The 17452-nt window shown below is 33.1% G+C and carries 19 protein-coding genes; 14 read left to right on the top strand and 5 right to left on the bottom strand.

The genetic code is table 11. The annotated features are described in order from the left end of the window. Positions 1 to 117: 117 nt before the first annotated feature. From U6A24_RS03685 to U6A24_RS03670, 4 genes are all read left to right on the top strand, one after another. The gene (locus U6A24_RS03685; protein WP_324178588.1) at positions 118 to 663 is read left to right on the top strand and encodes an RNA polymerase sigma factor; all 546 of its coding nucleotides are present in this window, start codon (positions 118 to 120) and stop codon (positions 661 to 663) included. Beyond that, a complete protein-coding gene (locus tag U6A24_RS03680; RefSeq protein WP_324178587.1) occupies positions 647 to 1258 on the top strand; it encodes a hypothetical protein in 612 nt (203 codons plus the stop codon). Before U6A24_RS03685 ends, U6A24_RS03680 begins: the two co-directional genes overlap by 17 nt. Next, positions 1242 to 2621 carry a hypothetical protein gene (locus tag U6A24_RS03675; protein ID WP_324178586.1) on the top strand — a complete coding sequence of 460 codons (1380 nt, stop codon included), beginning with the start codon at positions 1242 to 1244 and terminating at the stop codon, positions 2619 to 2621. Before U6A24_RS03680 ends, U6A24_RS03675 begins: the two co-directional genes overlap by 17 nt. 379 nt (positions 2622 to 3000) lie before the next feature. After that, complete coding sequence (locus U6A24_RS03670) at positions 3001 to 3645, top strand: hypothetical protein (RefSeq protein WP_324178585.1); 645 nt, start codon at positions 3001 to 3003, stop codon at positions 3643 to 3645. Between the two features lie 264 nt (positions 3646 to 3909). On the opposite strand, the gene U6A24_RS03665 is transcribed toward U6A24_RS03670, so the two are convergent. Next, a complete protein-coding gene (locus U6A24_RS03665; RefSeq protein WP_324178584.1) occupies positions 3910 to 4260 on the bottom strand; it encodes a DUF6249 domain-containing protein in 351 nt (116 codons plus the stop codon). Positions 4261 to 4408: 148 nt separating this feature from the next. Between U6A24_RS03665 and U6A24_RS03660 the strand changes: the two genes are divergently transcribed. The 8 genes from U6A24_RS03660 (at position 4409) to U6A24_RS03625 (ending at position 10577) form a co-directional block, all read left to right on the top strand. Continuing rightward, positions 4409 to 4996, top strand: coding sequence for an RNA polymerase sigma factor (locus tag U6A24_RS03660; protein ID WP_324178583.1), 588 nt, complete (start codon positions 4409 to 4411; stop codon positions 4994 to 4996). Beyond that, positions 4980 to 5375, top strand: coding sequence for a hypothetical protein (locus tag U6A24_RS03655; protein ID WP_324178582.1), 396 nt, complete (start codon positions 4980 to 4982; stop codon positions 5373 to 5375). Before U6A24_RS03660 ends, U6A24_RS03655 begins: the two co-directional genes overlap by 17 nt. A gap of 79 nt (positions 5376 to 5454) precedes the next feature. Beyond that, a complete protein-coding gene (locus U6A24_RS03650; RefSeq protein ID WP_324178581.1) occupies positions 5455 to 6783 on the top strand; it encodes a flavin-containing monooxygenase in 1329 nt (442 codons plus the stop codon). Further along, positions 6783 to 7472, top strand: coding sequence for a peptidoglycan DD-metalloendopeptidase family protein (locus U6A24_RS03645; RefSeq protein WP_324178580.1), 690 nt, complete (start codon positions 6783 to 6785; stop codon positions 7470 to 7472). Before U6A24_RS03650 ends, U6A24_RS03645 begins: the two co-directional genes overlap by 1 nt. A gap of 212 nt (positions 7473 to 7684) precedes the next feature. Further along, a complete protein-coding gene (locus U6A24_RS03640; RefSeq protein ID WP_324178579.1) occupies positions 7685 to 8023 on the top strand; it encodes a PadR family transcriptional regulator in 339 nt (112 codons plus the stop codon). After that, entirely contained in the window at positions 8020 to 8628 is a 609-nt protein-coding gene (locus tag U6A24_RS03635; RefSeq protein ID WP_324178578.1) for a hypothetical protein, read from the top strand. The genes U6A24_RS03640 and U6A24_RS03635 overlap by 4 nt, the downstream gene beginning before the upstream one ends. Positions 8629 to 8680: 52 nt before the next feature. Further along, positions 8681 to 9526 (top strand): PIG-L deacetylase family protein, encoded by an 846-nt coding sequence (locus U6A24_RS03630; RefSeq protein ID WP_324178577.1) that lies wholly within the window; start codon positions 8681 to 8683, stop codon positions 9524 to 9526. A gap of 406 nt (positions 9527 to 9932) precedes the next feature. Then, entirely contained in the window at positions 9933 to 10577 is a 645-nt protein-coding gene (locus tag U6A24_RS03625) for a hypothetical protein (RefSeq protein WP_324178576.1), read from the top strand. A 268-nt stretch (positions 10578 to 10845) separates the two neighbouring features. Here the strand turns inward: U6A24_RS03625 and secA are convergent, their stop codons facing one another. From secA to U6A24_RS03605, 4 genes are all read right to left on the bottom strand, one after another. Next, on the bottom strand, positions 10846 to 14208 hold the full coding sequence (gene secA, locus U6A24_RS03620) for a preprotein translocase subunit SecA (RefSeq protein ID WP_324178575.1): 3363 nt from the start codon (positions 14206 to 14208) through the stop codon (positions 10846 to 10848). A 229-nt stretch (positions 14209 to 14437) separates the two neighbouring features. Further along, a complete protein-coding gene (locus U6A24_RS03615; RefSeq protein WP_008272287.1) occupies positions 14438 to 14659 on the bottom strand; it encodes a DUF2795 domain-containing protein in 222 nt (73 codons plus the stop codon). A gap of 135 nt (positions 14660 to 14794) precedes the next feature. After that, positions 14795 to 15370, bottom strand: coding sequence for a cob(I)yrinic acid a,c-diamide adenosyltransferase (locus U6A24_RS03610; RefSeq protein ID WP_324178574.1), 576 nt, complete (start codon positions 15368 to 15370; stop codon positions 14795 to 14797). Next, entirely contained in the window at positions 15370 to 15540 is a 171-nt protein-coding gene (locus tag U6A24_RS03605) for a hypothetical protein (RefSeq protein WP_324178573.1), read from the bottom strand. The genes U6A24_RS03610 and U6A24_RS03605 overlap by 1 nt, the downstream gene beginning before the upstream one ends. A 106-nt stretch (positions 15541 to 15646) precedes the next feature. Here U6A24_RS03605 and recR point away from each other — a divergent pair, with 106 nt between their 5' ends. Then, positions 15647 to 16267 (top strand): recombination mediator RecR, encoded by a 621-nt coding sequence (recR, locus tag U6A24_RS03600; protein WP_324178572.1) that lies wholly within the window; start codon positions 15647 to 15649, stop codon positions 16265 to 16267. 26 nt (positions 16268 to 16293) lie between these two features. Continuing rightward, positions 16294 to 17421, top strand: a complete 1128-nt coding sequence (locus tag U6A24_RS03595; RefSeq protein ID WP_324179011.1) for a glycosyltransferase family 2 protein — start codon at positions 16294 to 16296, stop codon at positions 17419 to 17421. Positions 17422 to 17452 lie beyond the last annotated feature (31 nt).

Genomic DNA, 17452 nt, shown 5'->3' with positions numbered 1-17452 from the left:
TTTTAGAGGATTTTTATGTATAATTTTGCAACAAGGAATACAGAACTTCGTCTCTATAGATGAATAAGGTTCAAGAAACGTTTTAAGAAATTAATCACTAACCAAAAGTAAAAAAGTTTGTTACAAAGCGAGCTAATCGAGCAATGTAGGGCCAATGATCGCAGAGCCCAGATGAAGCTTTATAATAAGTACTGTGATGGTATGTATTATGTGGCACTTAGGTTCCTCAAAGATCCCTTTGAGGCAGAAGAAGCTATGCAAGAATCTTTCATCAAAGCTTTCACAAGACTTCATCAATTTACTGGTGATGTAACTTTTGGTGCTTGGCTCAAAAGAATTGTTATTAATAAGAGCATAGATATGCTAAAAGCCAAAAAGATGAATATGGTAGCTATTAATGAACAGGTGATGACTACTGTCGAAGAACAAAACGATTGGTCAGTATCAGATTCTGTTACGGTAGATGAGGTAAAGAAAGCTATCGAAAAATTACCTGAAAAATATAAATATGCGGTTATGCTTTTTTTAATCGAAGGGTATGATCATAATGAAATAAGTGAAATATTGGATATCACATCGGTTGCTTCACGGACATTGGTTCATAGAGGTAAAAAACAGCTCCAAGAACAATTAAAACATTTAAAAGATGGCACAGGATATTAGAGAGCTTTTAAAGCAAGATAAACAGATTCCTACCGAGAAAATGCGAGAAGGGCATCAGCAAAGGTTTATGTTAAGGTTGGAAAAAGAACTTCCAAAAGAAACAAGAAGCTTTAATTACAAGTGGCTTAAAATAGCTGCAAGTGTTGTAGTTATTCTTTCGGTATCGATGTTTACTTTTAATAGACTTGGAAATGATGGTTCTGGACAAAATGGGATTGTAGATGTAGATGATACTACCTCAAAAAATGCTACTGTAGTCATAAATAAACAAACATCTACACTAGCTGAGGCGTTTCCAGAGTATCAAGAAGTAGAAAACAGTATACTCACCAGTATAAAATTTCAACTATCTAATATTACCGTTGATGATACCAACAGAGAATTAGTGGAAAGCTTTAAAGTACGATTGGATAATCTTGATAAGGAATACCAACGACTTAATAAAGAGCTTATAGAAGTTGGACCAAATGTACAAAGTGTCGAAGCGATGATGGAGAATTTAAAAATTAGACTGTCTCTTTTAAGCAGATTAAAGGATAAACTAAAAGAATTAGAGAGAATTGAAAATGAAGATTACAATGAAATACAAGCTTAATAATAACCTTTTTGCTTTGGGTTTTGTATGCTGTGCAAGCTTATTTGCCCAGGATAAGCAAAATAAATTAAGCGAGAAAATTGCAGTAAATAATAATGTTACTGTTAATCTTAATACCAGCCATACCAACATCGTTTTCGAAACTTGGGGTAGAAATACCATAGAAGTAGAAGCGTATCTTGAAGGAGGCCTTAATGATGAAAACAGTAGGCGTATCCTTGATAGTTGGCAAGTAGATGTATTGGGTAATGAAAGGGAGATAACGATCAATTCTGCAGCTGGTAACTTATGGAGTGGAAATGTAACGGCTTCAAATATTAAAATAGATAAAAAAAATCTTCAGGAGCTTAGAATGTTAAGCCCTATGATTGCAGATATGCTTGGCCCTTTTATAGAAAACATAGCCAAAAATCCAATGCCAAATGCACTTTCTGAAAATCATGTCAATTATGGTAATACAAAAAGCAAAAGTGATGGAGAGGAAAAGTACATCCAGCAATGGGAAAACCAAATAAGAGAAAAATTTAGCGAAGATCTAGAAAACGAAAAACAAAAATGGGCATCACAACTTAAAGATGATAACTCAAAGAATATTTCTGGTCAAATGCAACTTCAAATGGAGGCTTGGGGGCAACAATATGGAAAACAAATGAATGCATGGGCATCTCAATTAATTACAGATATAGAGAATCAGCAAAACGGCGTAGCAAATGTAACGGTTTATCAATATCGTGCTAATAAAGTTAATACAAATAATACTAGCAAGATCATAAAGGTACGTATACCTGAAGAGGCCAAGTTACGACTTAATATTCGTCATGGAGACGTGCAATTGGCCAAAGAGGCTAAGAATGTTAAAGCTTCTTTATCACACACAAGACTTTCGGCTAATGTCATAGAGGGAGACCAAACGTTTATAAAAGCGTCATATTCTCCTGTTTTTGTTCGTGAATGGAATAATGGTAAATTGGTGGTTAATTATGTAAAAAACTGTAGAATTCAGACAGCCAAAAACCTTTTGGTTAATGCAGATTCAAGTAATATTTATATTCAACAGCTTGAAGAGAATGGCGCTATTTCTGGGAGTTTTGGTGTGATCACTATAGAAAATTTAGGAGAATCTTTTTCTACACTAGACCTGGTTGTACAAAATAGTGATTTCAATTTAAAATTACCTAATACGGCTTTTAACCTTTCATATAGTGGTGCGCAGAGCTTGATCTCTTTACCAAGGACCTTACAAATAAATACAAGAAAGAATTTTGGAAATGTTTTTATTAATGGATTTCAAAATACACGAAGTACTGATAAAATGATTACGATTAATGCAAAATATAGTGAGATTGTACTTAAAAATAAATAAATAGTTTTTTCATAGTAATAATGTAGTGTTAATTATAAAAAAGCTCTGTTGTTTGAATGACAGGGCTTTTTTAGTACTTCATATATTTAGATATTTTTATGAAAAAAACGTAAGAATGTATATTAAGAAAGTTCTTTTGTCTGATTAACTGTGTTTTTTATCTGCTTTTTTACGATCTATTAAAAAACAAAACACTGTAAATCAGTTGTTTAAATTATTTTTAATTAAATTTTAACATATTTTGTGTTTTTTATCGAAAATCAAAAACACTTAATCTAAAAGTCTGATAATTAGTTTGTATAACTGTTTTTAAATAATATTATTGTGAGGTAAAACCGTAATAAAGGAATAACAAATCTTTACAACAAAGAACAAGAAGATGAAAGCAGTGATTTACATTCTTAGTTTATTTTTATCTCTTAGCATGTATGCCAACGATGATACTCTTACTGTAGAGAAGGATGGTCTTATTGTTGAAGTTGTTGATTTCCAAGAAGGAGATAAACTGAAGTTGTTCGAGGTAGAAACTGGCGATCATATTCTATCAAAAACACGAGCACAAATTGATCTTAGTCAATTACCGGTTGGGGCATATTTGTTGGAGAATAACCAAGGTAAATCGGTAGTTATTAATAGACTAGAAGAAGACCTCAAGGTGGACGGAGCTATTGATGCTATTCATAATGAATTTTTGTTGGAAAGAGATAGTCAAAGAGCTTATATGGATGCCGATATTGATGTTGAAGAAGAATATGCGAATTACTATGAGAACGCAGAAACTGATCTTCTAGCTATCGAAAGAGAAGGAGATATCATTACGGTACTTTACTTTGAAGAAGGAGATAAAATTAAATTGTTTGAAGTAAAAAATACAGTACATATCTTATCAAAAACTACAAATTTCGTTGATATGAGTCAACTGCCTGCTGGTGTTTATGTTCTTGAAAACAATAAAGGAGAATCAGTTGTAGTAGAGAAATATGAAAATGTGGAAGTTGAAGATAACTTGGTGGCAGATATGTAAAAAAATAATACTCTATATATTTTTAAACCTATCCAAGCAGATAGGTTTTTTTTATGCCCTAAATCCAAAACCTATCGATTAAATAAAGTAGTCAAAAAGATGATAAAACTTAATTAGAATTATTTTAAAAGGGAATTTGGTTATCCTATAAAAGTGATAAAGGTGCAAAACTAGTAAGGATCAGAGCGTTTGCAAAAGATGTGTAGAAAGTAAACAACAAGCAGGCATTTGGTGCCTGCTTGTTGTTTTTGGTGGGTTGATAATTTACTTATCCAAGTTTTTAGTCATATTGAAACCAGTAAATAAACCAACTCCAGCCATTAAAAAGATGGTGCCGGGATAAGCAATATCTTCATCAACTCCTATAGAAAGATGAAGGATGCCGGCAATAAAGATTCCAATTCCAATTCCCATTAACAATAAAGAAAGGTTTAAGATGAAAACTTTCCAAAATGGAGTTACTCTCTTTTCTTTACTACTATAAAAGATGGATGCATCTGCTCCTTTTTCAATTAACGCCATTCTTTCCTTATTTCTGGCTGCAATAAATAAATAAAAAATTCCAAAGACACTCCCAAATACTGATAATGGTATTAATGCTTCTATTAAACTCATAATTTTGATTTTTAAAAAGGTTAACTGTTCGTTTTTCTATTAAGACGTTTTCTTTTTTCTGTCGGTTACAAAAAAATGGAATTTTTTTTTTGTACTTTTTTTAAAAAATTCTGTAACCATAAATTAGAAGCTGTCGTCTTATGTGTACATGAACCATCAAACCGACCAATATTATATAAATCAAGTTCTTGAAGGGCAGGTAAATGCTTTTTCAGTTCTGGTAGAACGTTATCAATCTTTGGTATATACGGTGGTATATAGGATGATAAAGAATAAAGAATTAGCTGAAGAAGTGTCTCAGGATAGTTTTATAAAGGCATACAAGTCTTTAAGTAAATATAGAGGAGATTCTAAATTTTCTACATGGTTGTATACGATAGCCTATCGAAAAAGTTTAGATGCTATTAAAGCAAATAAGAGAATGATAACTTCAGAACTTATAGAAGAGATTAATGAAGGCGAAATAGAATTGGTAACCGATGCTTTAAATTATTTACAAGCCAAGGAACGAAAAGAAATCATTTCAGATAGTATAATGCAACTGCCACAGGATGAAGCTGTAATTATTACATTGTACTATTTTGAAGAGAAAAGTGTAAAGGAAATTGTTGAAATAGTAGGTTTAACCGCAGATAATGTGAAAATAAAATTGTATCGTAGCAGAAAAAAGTTATATTCAATATTACAACATCACATTTCACCAGAAATAAGTAATAAAAATGGAAGAGCGATTTAAAGATATAGAACAGTTGGTAAAGGAAGCGGGTTTAAATCAACCTTCGTCAGTCTTTTCTAAAAATGTGATGAGCCAGATAGGAGCAATAACTCAGAAGAAACAAATTGTATATACTCCTTTGATTTCCAAAAAGACTTGGATTATTATTGCTGTTCTTTTGTTGGTATTAGTTTTAGGGATTGCATTTCTGTCAGACTCAAATACGTCTATTTTAAATACATTGGATCTTTCTTTCTTGAAACTTGATACCATTAAAATCAATAACCCACTAGCTGGGTTTAAGTTCCATAAAACAACCGTATACGGTATATTGTTTCTTACCGCTTTGTTTTTTATTCAGATTCCGATATTAAAAAGAAGAATAGACAAAAGTTTTTAAGCATTACAGTGTAAAAAATATTTTTAAAACTCCCTTACATTCTCTATTTTACATAACGAATTAATTATAATAAGTTCTTATGCAAAGAAGAGTATGTGTTATAGGTGCAGGTCCTAGCGGGATTACGGCTCTGAAAAATTTGAAAGATAAAAACCTCGATGTGATTTGCTATGATCGTAATAGCGAAGTAGGAGGAAATTGGATTTACTCTGAAGATGAAAGTCATTCAAGTGTTTTTGAGACAACACATATTATAAGTTCCAAAACTTTATCGCAGTATGAGGATTTCACATTTGACGATTTTGATAAATCTGTTGCCGATTACCCTTCTCATGATGAGCTTAGAAGGTATTTTCAGGCCTATGCGAAGCATTTTTCGTTATATCCGTACATTGAGTTTAATACAACAATAAAGCATTGTAAAAGGATGGCCAAAAATGAGTGGCAGATTACCATTATTCAAAATGAAAAGGAACAAACCAAGTTTTTTACTGATTTGGTAGTATGCAACGGGCATCATTCTGTACCTAGAATGCCTGAATATCCTGGAAACTTTAATGGAGAGTTTATTCATTCACATAATTATAAAAAAGCGGCTCCTTTTGCCAATAAAAAAGTTTTGGTAATTGGGGGAGGAAATTCTGCATGTGATGTGGCTGTCGAAACCAGTCGTGTAAGCAAGAGAACCTCTATAAGCTGGAGAAGAGGGTACCGTATTATACCTAAATTCTTTTTTGGATTACCATCGGATATCGTTGGCGCTCGTTCTGCTTGGCTGCCCATAAAAATAAGAAGTTGGTTCAATGATCGGTTACTAAATATAATGCTTGGTAAAAATAAGTTATATGGTTTGCAAGAAGTTAAGACAAGATTCGGACAAACGCATCCTACTATAAATGATGAATTACTGTACAAGATACGTCATGGAAAGGTATACCCAAAAGTCGATATTGAAAAATTAGAAGGGAATATTGTGCATTTCAAAGATGGAACCAAAGAGGATGTCGATGTAATTATCGCTTGTACTGGTTATATTTTGAAACATTCTTTTTTTGATAAAGAGTTTATTGATTATAGTGAAGGAGCGGTACCATTGTACTTGAAGATGTTTCATCCAGAATATCATGATGTCTTTTTTGTGGGAATGTTTCAGCCACTTGGTTGCATATGGCCCGGATCAGAATTACAAAGTAAGATTCTGGCTGATTATTTAACGGGAAATTGGAAAATGCCTGAAAATATAAAAACCTTGTGCGAAAGAGAGGTTTCTCACCCCCATTACAAACAGATAGATACACCAAGACATACAATTACGGTAGACTATCATGCTTTTAGAAAATCATTATTGAAGCAGTTGCCTAAAAATTGGAAATCAAAAAAAACTAATGCTATTTCTCAAATTGCCTAATGGATACTAATCAGTTTGCCAAAATTCTACAAGAGTTAACCTCAGATTTTACACCCGTAATATCTTCAACATTTTTGAAAGAAGATTATCTGGCTATTGACTTGTCAGAAGATAATAGAGCACTTGATCAAATAGATGTAGCCTCTTCAGAAGCATTTGAGGTTTATATTTCCAATTATCTAAGGGAAAACGAAAAAAAGGTGGCCTACGGAGGTTATAATGAGGTAAGAGGGATCTATCGAAGAAGTTCGCACTTCAATAAACAAGATGCAGTTACAGAGCGTAATATACATTTGGGGATAGATGTCTGGTGTGATGCAGGAACAGAAATACTGGCTGCATTAGATGGAGAAATCCATAGTTTCAAGAATAATGATAATTATGGAGATTATGGTCCAACGATTATTTTACAACATGCCTTTGAAGGGTACATATTTTATACCCTTTATGGTCATTTAAGCTTAGAATCCATAGCTAGCTTACAAATTAGACAAGAAGTAAAGAAAGGACAAGTAATAGCAAAGTTAGGAAACGCATCGGTTAACGGAGATTATGCGCCGCATCTACATTTTCAAATTATTAAAGATATGCAAGGAAATACGGGAGATTATCCAGGTGTGTCTAGTAAAAACGACTTAAAATCGTATCTTCAAAACTGCCCCGATCCTAATTTATTACTTAAAATCTAAAATTAACCGAATTAATTCTTTTTGCTAGTTATACGACTTATCCTTAAGTGGTATATCAAGATCTTTTTTTTTTTTTTTTAGTTTTGTGTTAATAGGGGGGGGTACAGTTAATCTGACTTTATTTCATATTTAATACAATTAGCGTATAGAGGTAAAATTAATATTTAATACATAGAATTATGATGTATTGTTTTTTTATGTATATTTGCTCTATGTATTCTAAAGAACTGCTTAAAGGAACGTTGTCTGTTATTGTTCTCACACTTTTATCGGAAAATGATAGAATGTATGGGTATGAAATTTTCCAACAAGTTAAAGAGCGATCCGATGGCAAAATTTTATTGAAAGATGGATCTCTGTATCCTGCGCTACAAAAAATGAGAAAAGATGGTTTATTGTCTTGTGAAGAAATATATATAGGGAAAAGAGTGCGCAAGTATTATTTCCTAACGGCAAAAGGAAAAGAAAAGAAGGTGTTTTATGCTGAGGAACTTAAGAGTTTTATCGAAACGTTGAATAAAGTGATTTTTCCTGAACTTGGTATAATATGAAATTAACTGAAGAGCAAGAAGATATAATTCGTGATTTTATCGATTCGCAGGGTGTTACAATTGAAAGTTTGAAAGATGACTTATTGGATCATTTATGTTGTGTAGTTGATAGCGATTTGAGAAAAGGTAAACCATTTAATCAATCATTCGATGCTGCCGTTCAGGAATTGGCGCCCAATGGACTAATTGATATAGAGTGTAAAACGTTTTTTTTATTAAACACAAAGCGAATAATCATGATGAAAAAATTAATGTATTTAGTAGGTTTTGCAGGATCATTTGCCTTAACGATTGGAGTAACTTTTAAATTACTACTTTATCCAGGGGCTAATGTGTTTTTTATGGTAGGGTTTCTTACGCTATTGCTAGTTTTTGTGCCTATGTTGACTTTTGATAGGTATAAAGTGGTAATAGCAAGGGCGCTTTCCGAAAGATTAAAAATTATATTAGGGTGTTTGGCTGCGGTTGTGACTGGCTTGGCAGGGCTATTTAAGCTTTTGCATTGGCAGGGCACTAGTGTTCTGTTGCTGGCCGGAGCTTTTATTTTTGCGGTAGGTTTTTTGCCATTTCTATTTTTCACAATGTATAAAAAGTCGATAGCGTAGTTCAATTATTCTAATAAGTTGAAATATTGTCATTTTTAAATTAATCCATTTCATGCGACAGTTAATAATTGTCTTGTTTTGTTTAGTTCTGTCATCTTGTGTTAACGATAAAATCAATTATCAAGAATTGGCCTCTTGTCAGGATCATACAATTCCTGATTTAAAGAATGAAGTACAAAGCGTATCTAGAGTACTTGTGGTAGTACCTCATGCCGATGATGAAATAGCAGCATCGGGATTGATTTTATATTTTAGAGAGAAAGGTGCAACAGCACATTTATTAACACTTTGCAATCATGAAGAACCTCGCCAAAGTGAACTAAAATGTGCTGCAGAGACACTAGGTTTTGAAAAGTATGAAAATGCTGGTTTTATTAATAATGAATGGGAAGATATTATTGAAAACAAGATTGTGTTTTGGAATGATAATAAGACTCATATCAAAACTGTAATTCAGGAAAAAATCAAAGCTTATAAACCGGATGCAATAATTACATACGACTCCCAAATGGGAGCTACAGGGCACCCCGAGCATTTAATTTCTGCTCAGATTGTTGAGGGAATATTTAAAGAAAACAATGATGAAATAACATTTGGATTGAAGTATTTGTTTCAAATAACCTTACCACAAAAATTAGAAAAGATTCTTGTCGCCGAGACCAAAATGTATAAAATGACAAAATATATAACACAAGCTAGCGGGCTACCAAGACCGAATGTTGCTTTAGATATAAAAAAATATTGGCCGATTAAAAATAAGGCCGGATTTTGTCATCAATCACAAATACATATTTTAAAAAAAGTTTATATGGTATACGATAAAGAAAATATGGTGAGTCATATTAATACTTTTGCTAAAGAATATTACAAAATGTTGAAGCTAAAAAAAAATACTTAAAACATTGCTAGTGTAATAGTCGTAATACCTTATAAAGGTTTTAGGGTAATTAATGCTTTTCTGATTTTAAGTTATTCTATTTAATTGTTAGTAAGCAATTTGGTGAATAAGTATTTAACCTTAATTTCTTTTTTCCTTACTTATACCTTGTGTTAAAAGTGGTTTCATATCCAATTTTGTGTTATTAATCGGGTAAAAAATGCATTTCATCTTCTTTTTAACATATTTTTTATGTTTAAAAGGCTTACTGTCAGCATTTTAAGTTATTTTTTAACATAAATTTGGTATTTGAACGAAAAATTAGTGTATTTGAGCTAAAAGTCTGATTATTAGTTGGTAGGGTAGTTATTAAATAATATACTTGTATGGTAAAACCGTAACAGGTTAACCATAAAGCCCTAAAATTATGAGAACGATTACCTTAATATTCAGTTTGTTTTTATCTATTATTACCATCGCCAAAACAGATAATCCTTTAACTGTAGAGCAGGAAGGTTTAACTATTGAAGTGGTAAACTTTGAAGAAGGAGATAAATTAAAGCTATTCGAAGTAGAAACTGGAGATCATATCTTATCTAAATCTTATGCTAGGATTGATTTAAGTCAATTGCCAGTTGGATCTTATCTTTTAGAGAATAATCAGGGAAAGTCTGTTGTTATAGATCGTTTGGAAGAAGAGCTTAAAATAGACGGGGCAATAATGGTAACAAATGAAGACTTTGTGGTTGCAGATGCTGATAAAAGTTCGTTGGGTGAGGTTGTTAATGTAAATGAGGAAGTGGCTCAGCTTTATGCAAATGCACATAGAAACCTTTTATCTATTCAAAGAGAAGAAGATTTGATTACTGTACTTGATTTTGAAGAAGGGGATAAAATAAAATTATTTGAAGTTGTAGATACGATTCATGTATTATCAAAAACTACAAATGTTGTTGATTTAAGCTTGTTGCCTGCTGGTCAGTATTTATTAGAAAATAATAAAGGATACTCTGTTGTAATAGAGAAGTTTGAAAATGTAGAGCAAGAGGAAAATAGCCTTGCTACTATGTAGAATTGTTAGGCTGGCTTTATATAAGTTAATAATAGTATAAGATTATAAAAAAACCGATCTGTTTTAGGGTCGGTTTTTTTATTGAGTTGTATTTATCTTAAAATTAGGGATATCTGTTTTGATTTTTTTGCTTAATAAGCTCCTAATGCCTTGTCAAAAGAATTTTAATACATCGATACAAGAATCAGTTTGGTTATTTTAAAAACCAAAATAAACCCTCTCATTACCAGGTAGTGAGAGGGTTTATTTACTAATGGAAGAACTAAAATTAGCTTTCGCTATTTACAAGCACCCATTCTCCTTTTTGGATTAATGGAATAGCTTGTTTGTATTTCATGGTTTTATTTTCTCCACTCATTACGTGTTTGATTGTCACTTTGTCGTTACGACCAATTTTTGGTTGTTCTCGTACAATAGTTTCAGTTACCTGAGGTCTTCCTTGAGTTTGTCCGGCAGCTCTATTTTGCGCAGCACGCTCATCCATATTAGGAATTTCTTCTTTGGTAGTCTCTAATTTTTCTTTTCTACGTACTTGTCTCGCTTCAGAAATGTCTTGAGTGTTTCCAGTTGGCAATTCTCCTTTAAACAAGAAAGAAATAACATCTTTGTTTACATCTTCGATCATAGCTTTGAATAATTCAAAAGCTTCAAACTTATAGATAAGTAAAGGGTCTTTTTGTTCATGTACCGCTAATTGAACACTTTGTTTTAACTCATCCATTTTACGCAAGTGAGTTTTCCAGGCGTCATCGATTATAGCCAGCGTAATATTCTTTTCAAAATCAGTAATTAATTGCTTTCCTTCAGACTCATACGCTTTTTCAAGATTCGTGGCCACATTGATGCTTTTTACGCCATCGGTAAAAGGAACCAAGATTCGTTCATATTTACTAGAAGGATCTTCATAAACCTGTTTTATAACCGGATAAGCTGTTTCGGCATTGCGTCTCATTTTATCCTGATAATGCTCATAAGCAGCTTTGTAAACTTCGCTGGCGATTTTTTGAGCATCCATTTTTTCAAACTCTTCTGCAGAAACTGGGCTACTCATAGAGAAATAACGAATCAATTCAAATTCGAAGTTTTTAAAGTCTTGAGTTAGCTTATTTCCTTCAACGATTACTTCAGAAGTGTCGTAGATCATATTTGCGATATCTACTCGCAAACGCTCACCAAATAAGGCATGGTAACGACGTTTGTATACAACTTCACGTTGTGCATTCATTACATCATCATATTCTAACAATCGCTTACGAACGCCAAAGTTGTTTTCTTCTACTTTTTTCTGTGCACGCTCAATGGATTTTGAAATCATAGAGTGTTGTATAACCTCTCCTTCTTTTAGCCCCATTCTATCCATCATTTTGGCGATACGTTCTGATCCAAAAAGACGCATTAGATTATCTTCTAGTGATACATAAAACTGGGAGCTTCCTGGATCTCCTTGTCTACCAGCACGACCACGCAACTGTCTGTCTACACGTCGAGAATCGTGTCGTTCTGTACCCACAATGGCCAAACCACCTGCAGATTTCACTTCGTCCGATAGTTTAATATCGGTACCACGACCTGCCATATTGGTTGCGATAGTAACCATTCCTGTTTTACCAGCCTCGGCTACAATATCTGCTTCTTTTTTATGCAACTTAGCATTTAGTACATTATGTTGAACTTTGCGCATGGTAAGCATACGACTCAGTAACTCAGAAATTTCAACAGAAGTGGTACCAATAAGTACTGGTCTTCCTGCATTTGATAAATCGGTTACTTCATCGATAACGGCGTTGTATTTTTCTCTTTTGGTTTTATATACCAAATCTTCTCTATCGTGTCTTGCAATAGGTCTGTTGGTAGGGATTTCTACTACATCTAATTTGTAAATTTCCCAAAGCTCGCCGGCTTCTGTAACAGCAGTACCAGTCATTCCTGATAATTTGCTGTACATTCTAAAATAATTCTGAAGTGTTACAGTAGCAAATGTTTGGGTTGCATCCTCGATTTTTACATTTTCTTTGGCTTCGATAGCCTGGTGAAGTCCGTCACTATAACGACGACCATCCATGATACGACCTGTTTGCTCATCGACAATTTTAACTTTGTTGTCCATTACTACATATTCTACATCTTTTTCAAACAAGGAATATGCTTTAAGTAGCTGTCTTAATGTATGGATTCGCTCACTTTTTACGCTATAGTCTCTGAAAAGTTCTTCTTTCTTTTCAGCTTCTTCTTCTTTGGATAGTCCAAGATTTTCGATTTTAGCGATCTCCATACCAATTTGTGGTAGTACAAAGAAATCTGGATCTTCTTTACCAGAAAGATATTCTACACCTTTATCGGTAAGGTCAATTTGATTATTTTTTTCTTCTATTACATAATACAAATCCGCATCAATTTTATGCATCTCGCGGTTGTTGTCTTGCATGTAGAAGTTTTCTGTTTTTTGAAGTAATTGCTTTACACCTTCTTCACTCAAGAATTTGATTAGGGCTTTATTTTTTGGAATACCTCTATATACCTGAAGTAATTTGAATCCACCTTCTTTCGTATCTCCTTCTTTGATTAACTTCTTGGCATCTGCCAGTACTGTTGTAAGAAACTTTTGTTGTACAGAAACAATATCTGCAATTTTTGGTTTTAATTGGTCAAATTCATGAACATCGCCTTTAGGGATAGGTCCCGAAATAATTAATGGTGTACGCGCATCATCAATAAGTACAGAGTCTACCTCGTCGATTATGGCATAATTATGAGGTCGTTGTACCAGGTCCTCAGGAGCGTGAGACATATTATCACGCAGGTAATCAAAACCAAATTCATTATTAGTACCATAAGTAATATCTGCGTTATAAGCGGCTCTACGTTCGCTAGAATTCGGTCGGTGATTATCAATACAGTCTACTGTTAATCCATGAAACTGAAATAAGGGTGCCATCCACTCGCTATCACGACGAGCCAAGTAGTCATTTACAGTAACAAGATGAACACCATTACCGGATAAAGCATTAAGATATACCGGAAGTGTTGCTACAAGGGTTTTACCTTCACCTGTTTGCATTTCGGCAATTTTACCTTCGTGCATGGCAACCCCACCAATCAACTGTACATCATAGTGAATCATATCCCATTTTACTTCTTTACCAGCAGCATCCCAACTTGTATTCCAGATGGCTTTTTCTCCATCTAGATTTATATAGTCTTTTGAACCAGAAAGTTCACGATCATATGTAGAAGCTGTAACTTCGATAGTGTCATCGTTTGCAAAACGCGTAGCAGTTTCTTTTACCACAGCAAAAGCTTCGGGAAGGATATCATTTAATGCCTTTTCTGTAACTTCAATAGCTTCTTCTTTAAGCTTATCGATGTTGGCATAGATTTCTTCCTTTTTATCTATGTCCTCAATGATATTAGCTTCTTCTTTAAGTTGTTCTATTTTACTGTTTATCTCTTTTCGGGCTTCTTCTATTTTATTTTTGAATGCTACCGTTTTAGCACGTAATTCATCATTAGAAAGTCCTTCGAGAGCTTTTCCTGCTTGTTTTATTAACTCAACTTTGGGTTGAATCTCTTTTATATCTTTTTTGGATTTATCTCCAACAAATACTTTTAGTACAGAATCTAAAATTCCCATGGTTTATGGTTCTAATATTTAGTGAGATTATAGTTTCTAGATGAAACGAACTGGTTAAACCCTTATCGGGTCAACACTCAGACCAAATCCTGGTATTGGGATTTGTAACTATCTCAGGGCCAAAGTGGCCGTAATTATACAATACTTCATGCCATTGAATAGCAATAAAGTGGCGTAATTTACGCAAAAAAAAAGCCTCTCGCGAGACTTTTAATACTATTTAAATATTTTAATATTCATCCTCATTCCAAAGGTAATCTTCGTCTGTAGGATAATCAGGCCATATTTCTTCTATAGAGTCATACGAATCTCCTTCATCTTCAATTGCTTGCAGGTTTTCTACAACCTCTAGGGGTGCTCCAGTACGAATTGCGTAATCAATTAATTCGTCTTTTGTAGCTGGCCAAGGTGCATCACTTAAATAAGATGCTAATTCTAAAGTCCAATACATATGTTTACTGGTTTGTTTTTTGCAAAAATAATTTTTTAGTTTAAAAAGTCAAGTAAAAAATTAATTATTTAAACAATAATTATAAGAACGTGATTTTCTGGGGTTTTCCCTTAAAAAAAATACAGTAAAATAATTTTAAGATTCTTTGGACGGAATCCATTTTATTTCCTCTGCTTTTAGATCGTGTGACAACTTTCGTGCCAGTACAAAAAGATAGTCAGATAGTCGGTTTAAATATTGCAGGGTGGTTTCTTCAAAAGGTGTTATTTCATAAAGTGCGGTGGCCAATCGCTCTGCTCTGCGACATACACAACGTGCTATGTGACAGAATGACACAGTTTGATGTCCTCCTGGTAACACAAAATGTGTCATTGGCGGTAAAGTTTCATTCATACGATCCATTTCTTTTTCTAGTAATTCGATATCTTCTTTGGTAATGGTAGAAATATTTAGTCGTTTTTTGCCGCTTTTTAGAATAGCCTTCTCTGGATCTGTTGCCAACACAGCCCCAACAGTAAAAAGTTTGTCCTGTATGTTAATCAATACATTTTTACTTAATTCGTCAATTTTTTGGTCTCTGATTAAGCCTATATGTGAGTTTAATTCATCCACCGTACCATAGCTATCGATTCGGATATGGTGTTTAGGAACTCGGGTTCCTCCAAACAATGCAGTGGTGCCTTTGTCTCCTGTTTTGGTATATATTTTCATTATTCTTTATTCTTTTTCTTATTCATATAATTTTTTCTGAAATTGCGTTTGTCACGATCATATAACCTTCGTTTGTTTCTTTTGGTATTAAAGGAAACTGCCAGAAATAAGATGGCAATACCAATTATAATTAGTATAACTTGAGTTTCTTCAGAAAGGGAATCAAACATTATTTAATACTTTTAAAGTAAAAGTAGAAAAATGCTTTTAATGTTGCGTAAGATTAATTGGCTATTTATAAATTGGCTTCATTAAAAACATTAAATTTGTGGCGCTATGGAATTTTCTTCAAAATTATTAGAAAATGCAGTGTACGAAATGTCACAATTACCGGGAGTGGGAAAACGTACTGCATTACGGCTGGTTTTACATCTTTTAAGACAGCCAAAAACACAAACAGATCATTTGGTAACCGCTTTAGCTTCGTTACGAAATGAAATTAAGTTTTGTAAACAGTGTCATAGTATAAGCGATAAAGATATATGTGATATTTGTAGTAATTCAAGCCGTTTAAAAGATATTGTTTGTGTTGTAGAAGATATTAGAGATGTAATGGCAATAGAAAACACAGGGCAATATCGGGGGTTGTATCACGTGCTAGGAGGTAAAATAAGTCCGTTGGATGGTATTGGTCCTCAAGATCTCAATATCAGTTCTTTAATGGAAAAAGTAAAATCAGGAGAAATAAAAGAATTAATATTTGCATTAAGCGCCACAATGGAAGGCGATACTACCAATTTTTATATCTATAAGCAAATAGAAAACGAACAAGTAAAAACATCAACCATAGCTAGAGGAATAAGTGTTAATGATGAATTGGAATATGCAGATGAGGTTACTTTGGGAAGAAGTATTATAAATAGGATTCCCTTTGAGAATGCGTTAAAAAACACTTAAGTATTAAAAAATAAAGAACTTTCCTTCTGAAATTATCCATCATCATAGTTAATTATAATGTCCAGTATTTCTTAGAACTATGTTTGTTAAGTCTTAAGGAAGCTGTTTCTTCGATAGAGTCTGAAATTATTGTAGTAGATAATAATTCTATAGATGATAGTTGCGAGGTAATTGAAAAACATTTCCCAGAAATAATTCTGTTGAAGAACAAACACAATATGGGTTTTGCAAAAGCAAATAATCAAGGGGTAGCCTTGGCAAGAGGAGAATATATTTGTTTTCTTAATCCAGATACTATTGTTACTTCGGGTACATTCAAACGAATGATTAATACGTCTAGGGAACTACCAAATGCTGGGTTACTTGGGCCAAGATTGATAAACGGAGTGGGAGATTATCTTCATGAAAGCAAACGAAATATACCGTCTCCCTTGACATCCTTAAGACGGCTTTTTGGAATTAAACTGGGATATGTTAAGAGTTATTATGCAGACCACATACCTAATAACAGTGTTGGAGATGTTGATGTATTAGTCGGGGCTTTTATGTTAACCAAGAAAAAATACTATACTGCTGCTGGGGGATTTGATGAGGATTACTTTATGTATGGAGAAGATCTCGACCTATCTTATAAGTTTAAAAAAAAAGGACATCAAAATTATTATATAGGCTCGGTAACGGCTATACACTATAGAGGAGAAAGTACAGATCGAAATGCAACCTATATTAAACGCTTTTATGAAGCTATGAGGTTGTTTTATAAAAAGCATTTTAAAAGTGATACTATTTTAGATACAATGGTTTCAGTAGCAATTCGAGTGGTAGCGGGTATACAATCGTTTCGCAATTTTGACAAGAAAAAAAATAGTATAGAACAATATTATCTTATTTCTGAAGATAAAAACTTATCTAGGGATATTGCTTCTGCACTAGATGATAAGATTACCATAGTAGAGTCTATAAAAAAAGAAGATTTGGGAGATAAGAATATCGAGATTATCTTTGATAATAATTTTATAAGCTTTGATGAGATCATTGATAAAATGCAAGAATTTCGAAAACATAATGTTACGTTTAAGATAAGGCCTAAAAATCGGAGCTATCTCCTGGGAAGTGATTTCAGTGATGGAAAAGGGGAAGTGATAACATTTTAAATAAACTTTAATAGAGAAAAATTAATTTTAA

Origin of the sequence: Aquimarina gracilis, assembly GCF_035285365.1 — a bacterium.
GTDB classification, from domain to species: domain Bacteria; phylum Bacteroidota; class Bacteroidia; order Flavobacteriales; family Flavobacteriaceae; genus Aquimarina; species Aquimarina gracilis.
Note: the sequence above shows the minus strand (reverse complement) of the source record. Positions and strands in the feature narration are given on the sequence as shown.